The organism is Vibrio sp. 10N.261.55.A7 (genome assembly GCF_002877365.1).
In the GTDB taxonomy this organism is placed as follows: Bacteria; Pseudomonadota; Gammaproteobacteria; order Enterobacterales; family Vibrionaceae; genus Vibrio.
The window spans coordinates 1-11,943 of sequence record NZ_MCWZ01000333.1 but is presented as its reverse complement, the minus strand read 5'-3'; the positions used below and the strand labels follow the sequence as shown (position 1 = coordinate 11,943).

Annotated in this window: 11 protein-coding genes and 1 pseudogene; 6 read left to right on the top strand and 6 right to left on the bottom strand. The window is 43.9% G+C overall.

What is annotated here, in order from left to right; all coding sequences use genetic code 11:
- Positions 1-354: pseudogene (locus BCU12_RS22010) on the bottom strand (primosomal protein N'); the annotation flags it as partial.
- A 287-nt stretch (positions 355-641) separates the two neighbouring features.
- On the opposite strand from BCU12_RS22010, the gene rpmE reads away from it, so the two are divergent.
- Together rpmE and BCU12_RS22000 are read left to right on the top strand one after the other, a co-directional pair.
- The gene (gene rpmE, locus BCU12_RS22005) at positions 642-857 is read left to right on the top strand and encodes a 50S ribosomal protein L31 (protein WP_102406749.1); all 216 of its coding nucleotides are present in this window, start codon (positions 642-644) and stop codon (positions 855-857) included.
- 319 nt (positions 858-1,176) lie between these two features.
- On the top strand, positions 1,177-2,466 hold the full coding sequence (locus BCU12_RS22000; RefSeq protein WP_102406747.1) for a malic enzyme-like NAD(P)-binding protein: 1,290 nt from the start codon (positions 1,177-1,179) through the stop codon (positions 2,464-2,466).
- Positions 2,467-2,643: 177 nt separating this feature from the next.
- Here BCU12_RS22000 and metJ read toward each other — a convergent pair whose 3' ends face one another.
- Complete coding sequence (gene metJ, locus BCU12_RS21995) at positions 2,644-2,964, bottom strand: met regulon transcriptional regulator MetJ (RefSeq protein ID WP_102406745.1); 321 nt, start codon at positions 2,962-2,964, stop codon at positions 2,644-2,646.
- A 295-nt stretch (positions 2,965-3,259) separates the two neighbouring features.
- Here metJ and BCU12_RS21990 point away from each other — a divergent pair, with 295 nt between their 5' ends.
- The 3 genes from BCU12_RS21990 to metF all read left to right on the top strand — a co-directional run bounded on the left by BCU12_RS21990 (position 3,260) and on the right by metF (position 8,021).
- Positions 3,260-4,438 carry an O-succinylhomoserine (thiol)-lyase gene (locus BCU12_RS21990; RefSeq protein WP_102406744.1) on the top strand — a complete coding sequence of 393 codons (1,179 nt, stop codon included), beginning with the start codon at positions 3,260-3,262 and terminating at the stop codon, positions 4,436-4,438.
- Between the two features lie 2 nt (positions 4,439-4,440).
- A complete protein-coding gene (locus tag BCU12_RS21985; protein ID WP_102406742.1) occupies positions 4,441-6,852 on the top strand; it encodes a bifunctional aspartate kinase/homoserine dehydrogenase II in 2,412 nt (803 codons plus the stop codon).
- Positions 6,853-7,130: 278 nt separating this feature from the next.
- Positions 7,131-8,021, top strand: a complete 891-nt coding sequence (gene metF / locus BCU12_RS21980; protein ID WP_102406740.1) for a methylenetetrahydrofolate reductase — start codon at positions 7,131-7,133, stop codon at positions 8,019-8,021.
- A gap of 82 nt (positions 8,022-8,103) precedes the next feature.
- Here the strand turns inward: metF and zapB are convergent, their stop codons facing one another.
- Entirely contained in the window at positions 8,104-8,346 is a 243-nt protein-coding gene (gene zapB, locus BCU12_RS21975) for a cell division protein ZapB (protein WP_102406738.1), read from the bottom strand.
- Between the two features lie 287 nt (positions 8,347-8,633).
- On the opposite strand from zapB, the gene glpX reads away from it, so the two are divergent.
- Complete coding sequence (gene glpX, locus BCU12_RS21970; RefSeq protein ID WP_102406737.1) at positions 8,634-9,641, top strand: class II fructose-bisphosphatase; 1,008 nt, start codon at positions 8,634-8,636, stop codon at positions 9,639-9,641.
- A 48-nt stretch (positions 9,642-9,689) separates the two neighbouring features.
- Here glpX and BCU12_RS21965 read toward each other — a convergent pair whose 3' ends face one another.
- The 3 genes from BCU12_RS21965 to BCU12_RS21955 form a co-directional block, all read right to left on the bottom strand.
- Positions 9,690-10,313: a hypothetical protein gene (locus BCU12_RS21965; RefSeq protein WP_102406735.1), complete on the bottom strand. Its 624-nt coding sequence runs from the start codon at positions 10,311-10,313 to the stop codon at positions 9,690-9,692.
- Positions 10,314-10,319: 6 nt separating this feature from the next.
- Positions 10,320-11,333 carry a glycosyltransferase gene (locus BCU12_RS21960; protein ID WP_102406733.1) on the bottom strand — a complete coding sequence of 338 codons (1,014 nt, stop codon included), beginning with the start codon at positions 11,331-11,333 and terminating at the stop codon, positions 10,320-10,322.
- A partial coding sequence (locus BCU12_RS21955) for a hypothetical protein (protein WP_206748383.1) occupies positions 11,330-11,943 on the bottom strand: 614 nt, incomplete at its 5' end. The genes BCU12_RS21960 and BCU12_RS21955, both read right to left, overlap by 4 nt.

The window sequence follows — 11,943 nt, the reverse complement described above, 5'->3', positions numbered from 1 at the left end:
TTCAAGTAAAGCGGTAAAATCGGCAGGCTTGCCCTTTTTGAGCGCGACAGGCATCGCATTGGCGAGCGTGTCACCAAGAGGATATTGATAAAACTGACTGCACCAGTAGAGCAAGCTAAACAGTTTAACTGGCCAAACAGGCTGAGCGTCTAGAACTTTGTAAATAGGCTTCAGCTTAGAAAGCTCAAACTCAGACTCGCTGACCATCGCCGTGACAATACCTATCTGACTTCTCGGGCCAAAAGGCACACTGACTCGACCGCCAATCACCGGAAAGAGATGATTAGGAATGAGGTAATCAAATTGTTTGTCCAGTGGAACAGGCAAAGCAACTCGGGCAATCGATGGACGCATAGTGATCGGTATCTTTTAACAACAGCAAGAGAGACAGTCTAAATGATTGGTTACTATAGAGGGAAGTAAAAAGCGTTTAAAAAAGTGGCGAAATAATTAGCAAATTTGTTGATCCTCGGCCTGGTATTCATTACTATACTGCGCCTTAGTGGTAGGGCTTTATCAAAAAACATCGGTTTTATAACGGGTGCTAAACATTAAAGCGTTATCCCTATAATTATTTTTTAACTACGTGTGGTGTCCGGCATAGACTCGGATAGCGACACGGCCCAATTTGAGGTTATCCCATGAAAGCTGGAATCCACCCAGAATACAAAGCAGTTTCTGCGACTTGTTCTTGCGGCAACACGTTTGAGTTCAACTCAACTCTTACTAAAGAAGCCATTCACCTAGACGTATGTGACAAATGTCACCCATTCTACACTGGTAAGCAACGTATCGTAGATACAGGCGGCCGTGTTGATAAGTTCAACAAACGTTTCGGTGCTCTTTCAAGCAAGTAATAGCATTCGCTATACCGAATTAAGAAAAAGGACACTTCGGTGTCCTTTTTTGTGTCTGGTGTTTCACTGCGGCAACTCTCTCGATAACCTCTTCTCTCTTCCAATCTATATAGCCGATAATATTATTTTATCTTTACGTTAAGGTATTTTATCGTACATAAACTCATCGACTTAGCGCGTTTTATTCTCATCTGGTCTTATCAGCAGTCTATTCCCTTCTTCTGATGATATGAGTCGCATTCTTACCTAGGCAGGTTGACTTACATCCATTAGAATGATGACTCCCCTTTAGCCACATTTTCGATGAGTATACGCCCCTATGTCCGATGACAACCGTCAAGAAAACTCTACTGAGTTATCTGCACAAGAAGCCTTCCGTCAACAAGCTCTTGATTACCATGCCTTTCCTACCCCAGGTAAAATTGCTGTCGCATTAACAACACCTGCTGATTCTGCTGAAGATTTGGCCCTTGCTTACAGCCCTGGTGTTGCTGAACCTGTTCGAGAAATCGCGCAGAATGTAGAAAACGTCTACAAGTACACCGCAAAAGGAAACATGGTCGCAGTCATTTCTAACGGTACGGCTATTTTAGGATTGGGTAACTTAGGTCCAATCGCTTCTAAGCCTGTAATGGAAGGGAAAGCGCTCCTATTCAAACGCTTTGCTGGCCTTGACTCTATCGATATCGAAGTAAAGCACCGCACCATCGATGAGTTCGTCGATACGGTTGCGAACATTGCGGATACGTTCGGCGGTATCAACCTAGAAGACATCAAAGCACCCGATTGTTTTGAGATTGAGCGTCGCCTTATTGAACGTTGTGATGTACCTGTTTTCCACGATGATCAACACGGCACCGCGATTGTGACGGCTGCAGGTATGCTTAATGCGATTGAGCTTCAAGGTAAAAAGCTAGAAGAAGCCACCATCGTTTGTTTGGGTGCTGGGGCGGCGGCGGTTGCGTGTATGGAGCTTCTGATTAAATGTGGCGCAATGCGTGAAAAGATCTACATGCTCGACCGTAAAGGCGTCATTCACACTCGTCGTGACGACTTAAATGAATACAAGCAGCTTTTCGCCAACAACACCGATAAGCGTACACTTGAAGATGTGATCGAAGGCGCAGACCTATTCTTAGGCGTATCCGGTCCTAACCTGCTTCCACCAGAAGCACTAAAATTGATGGCAGACAAGCCAATCGTGTTCGCCTGTTCAAACCCAGATCCAGAGATCAAACCTGAGTTAGCTCATGAAGTACGCAGCGACTTAATCATGGGTACAGGTCGCTCGGATTACCCGAACCAAGTAAACAACGTACTGTGTTTCCCATTCATCTTCCGCGGCGCTCTGGATGTTCGAGCAAGCGAGATTAATGATGCGATGAAGTTGGCGGCTGTTGAAGCGATTCGTGAGCTAGCAAAAGAACCAGTTCCAGCGGAAGTATTAAAAGCAGCTGGTGTCGATAGCCTTGAGTTCGGCTCTGGTTACATCATTCCGAAACCAATGGATCCACGCTTACTGCCTCGCGTAGCAAAAGCCGTGGCAACTGCCGCTGTCGAATCCGGTGTGTCACGCATTGAAATGCCAGCGAACTACATGGAATCGTAATCGACTTCCTTTGCTCAGTCTTGTTAATACTCAGCCAAGCTGAAAGACAAAAAAACCGCAGCCTTGTAAAAGACTGCGGTTTTTTATTTAAATCATTGTGATTTAGCAAGCTTACTGCTCAACGAGCAATCTGATGTCAAACATCATGTCAATACGGAGAAACTTTAGAGCCGTTTATTATTCTGAATCGTAGGCTTCGAATTCAATTCCCATTTCTGTCATCAGTGCTTTCACTTCTGCTGGAATATCATCTGGGCGATCTTTACGTAAGTCTTCATCCGTTGGAACCGGTTGACCAGTGTACGCATGCAAAAATGCTTCACACAGCAGTTCACTGTTCGTTGCATGTCGTAAGTTATTAATCTGACGGCGAGTACGCTCATCGGTCAATACTTTCAATACCTTAAGCGGAATCGATACTGTAATTTTCTTAACTTGCTCGCTTTTCTTTCCGTGTTCCGCGTATGGACTAATGTATTCACCATTCCAATCTGCCATTGCGCACCTTCGTTTTTATTGTGTGTAATTTATGTCTAGGCGCAATTTTAGCCGGATTCAAGTCTATAAGCAAAGACATATAGACGTCTAGAAGTGTTGACGTCTTCATTTTTGAGAAGTAAAGTGTCAAAAATAATATTGGGAATAACATATAGCTAACGTAGGAAATTACGGCTAACTTGGTATGTCAGGCGTTATCTTGAAAAGCCACCCCAATACAGACCTATATTATAAAGTCGTCACTATCGTTGAATGAAACGATAACGCCGCGCAGTCATAGACAAAGGAAGGACTTATGAGCACCCGTAAACCAGCCACCATTGCCGTTCGTACTGGTATCGAGTCAGACACTCAGCACCACGCTGTTGTGCCACCCATTTATCTCTCGACCAACTACGGTTTCCCTGCCTTTGGTGAAGTGCCTAAGTATGATTACACCCGCTCTGGCAATCCAAACCGTGGTTTGCTAGAAACCGCTCTATTCGAACTCGAGTCCGGCAAAGGTGCAGTGGTGACGAACTGTGGTACCTCCGCGTTAAACCTTTGGGTTTCGGCTTTCATCGGTCCAGACGACCTCATCATCGCGCCGCATGATTGCTACGGCGGCACCTACCGTTTGTTCAACACGCGCAGCAAAAAAGGCGATTTCAAGGTTGAGTTTGTCGATCAATCAGACAACCAAGCCTTCGATGCGGCAATTGCCAAGAAACCAAAACTGATTTTGCTTGAGACGCCATCGAACCCATTGGTTCGCGTGGTCGACATTGAACGTGCCTGCCAAAAAGCCAAAGAAGTGGGTGCATTAGTCGCGGTCGACAATACCTTTTTGACACCCGTGTTCCAAAAGCCTTTAGAGCTCGGTGCTGACTTTGTCATTCACTCAACCACCAAGTACATCAACGGTCACTCAGACGTCATCGGCGGCGTTGTCATTACCAAAACAGAAGAGCATGCGGAAGAGCTTGCTTGGTGGGGCAACTGCATTGGCGCGACAGGCACACCGTTTGATAGCTACATGACGCTGCGTGGTATTCGCACTCTGGGCGCACGTATGCGTGTTCATGAAGAGAGCTCTCTCGTTATTCTTGACGAGCTGCAAAATCAGCCGTTGGTTAAAACCATTTATCACCCAAGCCTTGAAAGCCACCCTGGTCATGAGATTGCTAAGAAACAGCAATCAGGATTCGGTTCTATGCTGAGCTTTGAGTTTGGCGGCTCATTTGAGCAGCTTAAATACTTTGTCGGTGAGCTAGAACTGTTCTCGCTTGCTGAATCACTTGGCGGCGTTGAAAGCCTGATTTGCCACCCTGCATCCATGACTCACCGAGCAATGGGCGAAGAAGCACTTGCAGAAGCGGGTGTCTCTCACCAAATGCTACGCCTATCGGTAGGATTAGAAGACGCACAGGACCTGATTGAAGACCTTAAACAAGCCTTCGAAAAGACAGAAAAGTTTGTTGAGAAAGAGGCATAAGAATGACTGTTTCACGTCAATTACATAAGTTTGGTGGCAGCAGCCTAGCCAATCCCGAGTGCTATCTTCGTGTTGTTAACATTCTAAAAGAATATTCAGGCAGTGAAGACCTTGTGGTGGTTTCCGCAGCAGGCAAAACCACCAACCGATTGATTGCGTTTGTCGATGCGCTGTCAAAAGATGGTCGACTTGCCCATGAAGAACTTCAAGCTTTGCGTCAGTTTCAGACCGATCTGATTAATGAACTCATTCAAAGCGATGTCAGAAAAACTCTGATCGCGCAGCTGAATGATGAATTCAGCACCCTTGGCGAGGTCACGGCTCCCTTGACTGAAGCCGAACGCGCTGCGATTTTGGGTCACGGTGAAGTTTGGTCAGCACGATTACTGGCTCACCTATTAACGGAACATAAGCTCGATGCGGTCTCTCAAGACGCCCGCGCTTTCCTGCGCGCCGAAGAAGGGACACAGCCGGAAGTGGATCGAGCCAGCTCGTACTCGTTAATTAAGGACGTTCTAGCTCAACATAAACACAACCGTGTGGTGATCACTGGCTTTATGGCGCAAGACAGCCAAGGTCAAACCGTATTGCTTGGCCGAAATGGCTCAGATTACTCTGCAACGGTCATCGGCGCATTAGCGGAAGTATCACAAGTTACGATTTGGAGCGATGTCGCTGGCGTTTACAGCGCTGATCCGCGCATTGTGAATGATGCCTGCCTATTGCCACTGCTTCGCCTAGATGAAGCCAGTGAGCTTGCACGACTCGCGGCGCCTGTTCTTCACAGCCGTACGTTACAACCAGTTGCACAAAGCACGATGGACCTTCACCTTCGCTGTAGCTATCAAGCGGAATCTGGTTCGACACGAATTGAACGAGTCTTGGCTTCAGGTCGCGGTGCGAAGATCATTACCTCTCTTGATGAAGTGCTGCTTATCCAACTCTCTTTCTCGCATAGCCATGACTTCGATAGGCTAGAAAAGGAAGTTCTACAAAGCCTAGAGCGTGCTCAACTCGAGCCATTGGCTTATGAAGCACAGCCTGACCAATACAAGCTGCGCCTTGCTTACACTGCAGAGATCGCGAGCGGTGCATTGAGTCATCTACAAGATGCTGCGATAGAAGCGGAAATTAAACTCAAAGAAGGCTATTCACTCATTGCGGCAGTGGGCGCAGGTGTGACAAAGAATCCAAACCACTGCTACGGCTTTTATCAGCAGTTGAAGGCATCGCCTGTCGAATTTATTTCGGAATCTCTCTCGGGTCTCAGCTTAGTGGCAGTGACTCGCAAAGTACCGACTGAGCCATTGGTGAATGGCGTACACAGCCAACTATTCCAAGCTCAAAAACGCGTCGCAATAGCGCTGTGTGGCAAAGGCAATATTGGTGCAAGCTGGCTAGAGTTGTTCGCGACACAGAAGGTTGAACTCGAGAAACGTCGCGGCATGAGCTTTAACCTCGTCGCGGTGATTGACAGCCAAACCTATTGGTTCGATGAGAAAGGAATCGAGGCCAGCAGCGTTGCAAAGCGCTTTAACGACGAAGCGGTAGCAAACAATGGTAAAGACTGGATTGAGCGTCTTGGCGCTATTCAGGGCTACGACGATGTGATTGTTCTCGATGTGACCGCAAGCAAAGTGTTGGCAAATCAATATCTCGATATCGCCGCACAAGGCATGCACTTAATCTCAGCCAACAAGGTTGCAGGTTCTGCGTCGAGTCAGTATTACAATCAGGTTCAGGACGCGTTTAGTAAGATCAATCGTCACTGGTTATACAATGCGACCGTGGGGGCTGGACTTCCAATTAACCACACGGTTCGTGATTTGCGTGAAAGTGGCGATGACATTCTCGCACTGTCGGGCATATTCTCTGGCACGCTCTCTTGGCTATTCCAACAGTTCGATGGTTCCGTACCCTTTAGTGAACTTGTCGATCTTGCTTGGCAACAAGGACTCACCGAGCCCGACCCGCGAGCAGATCTTGATGGCTCTGACGTGATGCGTAAGCTTGTGATCCTCGCACGTGAATCTGGCCTGAATATTGAGCCAGAAAGCGTCAAGGTCGAGTCACTGGTTCCTGTTGAGCTTGCAGAATTGCCTCTTGACGACTTCCTTGATCAGAGTGGGCTACTCAGCGAAATACTGGCTGAACGCCTTGAAAAAGCACAGCGTGAAGACAAGGTACTGCGTTACATTGCTAGGCTCGAAAAAAATGGCTTAGCAACCGTTGGTATCGAGGCACTCAATAAAGAGCATGCACTTGCGAATCTACTTCCTTGCGACAACATCTTTGCTATAGAAAGCAAGTGGTACAAAGATAACCCACTGGTTATTCGTGGCCCAGGTGCAGGACGAGAAGTCACAGCTGGAGCGATTCAATCAGATTTGAACCTCCTCTCAAGCCAGCTATAAACTTGGTGAAGAATACCAATCATTAATAAAAGGGCTAGAACACTTCCTAGCCCTTTAAAATCATTCCCTTACTTGCACTGACTCATTCAAAAACCATATCTATTCACCATTCATAAATATTTAAATTCTTTATGTTGAGCTAGCCTCATTACCTACATGAAAAAAATTCATAATCACACTGTTGACATTAAATCGTATTCATTACATCCTGTGGACATATAGACGTCTAAACGTCGATTTTAAAGTTTGGTGATTAGGTCAATCACAGGGAGAGTAAGATGGGTTACACGCACGCAGGTCATATAGACGCTTTAAATCAAAATGTTGCAGAGCTTTCAGACAACATCAACGTCTCATTTGAATTTTTTCCGCCAAGCAGCGAGAAAATGGAAGAAACACTGTGGAACTCTGTTCACCGTCTTAAAACACTTCAACCAAAGTTTGTCTCTGTGACTTACGGCGCGAACTCTGGAGAACGTGACCGCACCCACTCCATCATCAAAGACATCAAAGATCAAACCGGCCTAATTGCGGCGCCACACCTGACTTGTATTGATGCATCTCGCGAAGAACTGATTCAAATTGCCGATGACTACTGGAACAACGGTATTCAGAGCATTGTTGCACTGCGTGGTGATATTCCACCGGGTGGTGGCGCGCCAGACATGTACGCAACAGAACTAGTTAAGCTACTGAAAGAACGCCATGACTTCGATATTTCAGTTGCCGCTTTCCCTGAAGTGCACCCTGAAGCCAAAAGCGCACAAGCTGACCTACTAAACCTGAAACGCAAAGTGGATGCTGGCGCAAACCGTGCTATCACTCAATTTTTCTTTGATGTGGAAAGCTACCTACGTTTTCGTGATCGCTGCGTTGCCGCGGGTATTGAGGCTGAAATCGTACCTGGCATCTTACCGGTTTCTAACTTCAAACAAGCGTCTCGCTTTGCAGCAATGAACAACGTAAAAGTACCAGGCTGGATGGCAAAACAATTTGAAGGCTTGGATGATGATCCAACCACACGTCAGCTTGTCGGTGCTAGCCAAGCGATCGATATGGTTCGTACGCTGAGCCGTGAAGGCGTAAAAGATTTCCACTTCTACACGCTTAACCGTGCAGAAATGACCTACGCTCTATGCCACACGTTGGGTGTTCGCCCACAAGGCTAAACTCTAGATAAATAAAAACGCCAACGAATCATCGTTGGCGTTTTTATTATCAATTCAATCTTGAACAGTAGTCAGTCGAAACTTACTCAACCTCATCCATTTTGCCTAAAAGGCCACGGATGCGTTCTTGCCATGCTGCTTGTTCTTGCTGCATTTGCTCTGTTTTTTGCTCTAGCGCTTCACGGTTTGCTTTCAGCTCGTTCGCTTCGTTAGCCAGTTGCTGCTTCTCTTCTTTTAATTCTTCGACTTCCATTTGCAGTAATGAAATCGTGTCGACTGCTGTTTGAATTTTTGCTTCCAGTTGCTCTAATACTTCAAAAGACATTTTAGCCTACCTATCTGTGCGCTTTACAATATATGGTGAGTGTTGCTCTTACCCCCATTCTACTCAGCCATGCGAGGATAAACACGCGCTATATTCGATAATTCATACCATTCGCTCAAAATTCATACTTAATTTAACAAGCGCCTGACGTTGCTTATCGCGCTCTCCCGTTTTTCTTCCATTTCACGCACGGTTTAGAGTGAAAAGACAAAAAAGCAAACGTTTCCTTATTGATGTGCTAAAATCTCGCCGAATTTTTCCTATTCCCTTTCATATTTGGAGTCATCATGAAACGCGACTTAGCTCTGGCTTTTTCACGAGTTACCGAGGGTGCTGCACTAGCAGGTTACAAATGGCTTGGCCGTGGCGATAAAATCGCTGCTGACGGCGCAGCTGTTGAAGTCATGCGCACACTACTAAACAAAACCGAAATTAGCGGCGAGATCGTAATCGGTGAAGGTGAGATTGATGATGCGCCAATGCTGTTCATTGGTGAAAATGTGGGTAAAGGTGGCGATGCGGTTGATATCGCGGTTGATCCTATCGAAGGGACACGCATGACAGCAATGGGGCAATCCAATGCACTTGCTGTTCTAGCCGCTGGCGAGAAAGGAAGCTTCTTAAAAGCGCCTGACATGTACATGGAAAAATTGGTTGTCGGCCCAGGTGCAAAAGGTTGTATCGACCTCAATAAACCACTTGCTGAAAACCTAGAAAACATCGCAAAAGCGTTGGGCAAAACACTCGATACGCTCGTTGTTACGACGCTTGCGAAGCCTCGTCACGATAAAGTGATCGCCGAAATGCAGGCGATGGGTGTTCGCGTTTTCGCTGTGCCAGATGGCGACGTTGCGGCTTCCATCCTAACGTGTATGCCTGATAGTGAAGTAGATGCCATGTATTGCATTGGCGGCGCGCCTGAAGGGGTGGTTTCTGCCGCCGTTATTCGCGCCCTGGATGGTGACATGCACGGTAAACTTCTCCCTCGTCACGAAGTTAAAGGCGATACAGAAGAAAACCGCATCTTTGGCGTTGATGAACTCAAACGCTGCGCTGAAATGGGGGTAGAGACTGGCGTCGTATTAAAGATGGAAGATATGGCTCGCAGTGACGATGTGGTCTTTGCCGCTACCGGTATTACTAAGGGCGACCTTTTAGAAGGCATCAGCCGCCAAGGTAACATTGCTACGACAGAGACATTGGTGATTCGAGGTCGCTGCCGTACGATTCGTCGTATTAAATCTATCCATTACCTTGAGCGTAAAGATGCAGAAGTGCGTGATTTAATACTTTAGTGAGAAAAATAAATGGCCACCAGAAGAGTGGTCATTTATCTTGACTAATCATCTTTTTTTGTAAACTACATAACCTTGAGTCAATACTATGTTCCAGTTGATTTGCTTGTGTAACAATTGTCCATATTTATCGCATTCACACTCAACCTCTTTAAAATCAAGAGGTCGTTCATCTGGAAAATACCACTTATTTAACTTTTCCAATACATTTCTAGACAAACGATAAAGCCATGTCGGGTGAGGAAATGTAATCATTACAATCCCCCCACTTTTTACTTTATCAAAGTGATATCTGATCGCCTTACTTGTTCCAAAATGATCGAAGTGCTCAATTAGCCCTATACTAATGCATAAGTCGAATTCATCTTTCTTTCCACTACTTAATACTGAGTCTAAAACTACTCCAGTTGAACATGAATGTTGTCGACTACTAAAAAGGTCTAACCCTTTATTGCAATTATCAACCACTTCATAATAGTCAACATCCAGGCTATAAACTAAATCGTCAGATATACAACTATTACCTCCACCTAGCTCTGTTACACTAGGCTTAGTCGGCAGATATTTGGATAATATTCTAGATATAGTTCTAGATGTGTTTTTTCTTGTCAAGCTAGTAACGAAATTAACGTTACTAGCACTATAATACTCGTTCCAGTCTGTTTGTTTCATATTAACCTAATCTCTACCAAAAATATGCCTTTGTACTATAAAATTAACCACAAACATAGTTAAGTTTGTTGCCAAATACAGTATGTTTACATTGCTTTCACTATCACTTGATATCATTATTATTATTAGACTATTCATTGCTACAAGTAGAGAGAATTTAGCAAATTCTCTATAAGATGCATTTGGTGCCTTAAATACTATATGCTTCAAGAAAACAAAATAAACAATGACCATCATCACTCTCGTAGACACAACGGAAATAGTAACACTATCTAACAAATAATATAAAAAGCTAAATAGGCCAAAGTCAACACAAGCACAAAACAAACCAACAATTGCAGACCTTAATAAGGTATAATATATTAATAACGAATCTCGAAACTTATTAAAATGAGAGGATGGATTTCCTTCTTCATAAATAGTTTCAATATAACAAGGTGGGGCTATAGAATTGCATCGCGAAAAATAAGCTAGAACATCTTGTTCAAACTCGTATCGATTACCTTTAAGTTCGAGTAAATCCGAAAAGCTATGCCTAGGTATATACCTTAAACCTGACTGAGTATCCTCTACACGACAATTATTCAAAAAGTTAAATATTTTCAATGTAACTAGGTTTCCAACTTTCGATCTCATTGGTACATTTTCATTTTTAAAGTCTCTCGTACCTATGACTAACTTATCTTTGTGGTCAACTGAAAACAAGTATACATTTTTTATATCATTTACCGCGTGTTGACCATCTGCATCTACAGTAATTACAAAATCGTGACCTACTTCTTCAGCATATTTTAGACCAGTCTTAATTGCAGCTCCTTTACCAAGATTTAGGTTATGAGCTATGACTTTTACACATTCAAATTTTTCCTGGATATCTCTAAAAAAATTTTTTGACCGTATACAATCTGAGCCATCATTTATCAGCGTGAGTGGAATGTTAGCAAGCTTATCATCACTTTTAATGCCTGATATGAGTTTCAATAACACCTCGTCAGGGTTATAAGCAGGTATCAAAATCATTTTTTTCTCTTATATATTATAGTTGATGCATCACCTGAACTATAGTAACAAAATATATTGCCATTACCATCAATTATGTCCTCTTGGTTCTTTATGCTGAAATTTTTTCCTATGTAACCTAGATCCACTAATTGATCTATAAATATTTTTCGTCGCAGCGAAAACACTATATAATCAATCTTTGAGTTATCTTCTCCTTCGGAAAAGGCACTAATTGATGGTAGCTCATAAAACTCTCTAACCCTATTCGATGCATAGATGTAATGTGGGATATATGCATCATTAGTCAAGATCCTTAAGTTTATATCATGTTCGATGTTATTACCTATTTTATAAATTTCAATAACTTCTGGATTCACTGGTTGAATTTCTAGCAGTGCAGATACACCCTTGTAAGAGGTAAAAATAAGAATGGGGGCTATAATGATTACGCTCAATTTATTACTAACAGTAATATCAAACCGACTTAAAAAGTCTCCTACTATATATCCAAACGCAATAACAGATATTGGATAGAAATAAATAATATACCTTATATCGGCGGTCTTTCCAAAAAAAAGGTACATGCCCATAAATGTACTTAAGAAGATGATCACAAAGAAAATAATAT

Bases quoted from the DNA above. Each gene is read 5' to 3' on its own strand.
- rpmE (WP_102406749.1), top strand. From the start codon at position 642: ATGAAAGCTGGAATCCACCCAGAATACAAAGCAGTTTCTGCGACTTGT.
- BCU12_RS22000 (WP_102406747.1), top strand. From the start codon at position 1,177: ATGTCCGATGACAACCGTCAAGAAAACTCTACTGAGTTATCTGCACAA.
- metJ (WP_102406745.1), bottom strand. From the start codon at position 2,964: ATGGCAGATTGGAATGGTGAATACATTAGTCCATACGCGGAACACGGA.
- BCU12_RS21990 (WP_102406744.1), top strand. From the start codon at position 3,260: ATGAGCACCCGTAAACCAGCCACCATTGCCGTTCGTACTGGTATCGAG.
- BCU12_RS21985 (WP_102406742.1), top strand. From the start codon at position 4,441: ATGACTGTTTCACGTCAATTACATAAGTTTGGTGGCAGCAGCCTAGCC.
- metF (WP_102406740.1), top strand. From the start codon at position 7,131: ATGGGTTACACGCACGCAGGTCATATAGACGCTTTAAATCAAAATGTT.
- zapB (WP_102406738.1), bottom strand. From the start codon at position 8,346: ATGTCTTTTGAAGTATTAGAGCAACTGGAAGCAAAAATTCAAACAGCA.
- glpX (WP_102406737.1), top strand. From the start codon at position 8,634: ATGAAACGCGACTTAGCTCTGGCTTTTTCACGAGTTACCGAGGGTGCT.
- BCU12_RS21965 (WP_102406735.1), bottom strand. From the start codon at position 10,313: ATGAAACAAACAGACTGGAACGAGTATTATAGTGCTAGTAACGTTAAT.
- BCU12_RS21960 (WP_102406733.1), bottom strand. From the start codon at position 11,333: ATGATTTTGATACCTGCTTATAACCCTGACGAGGTGTTATTGAAACTC.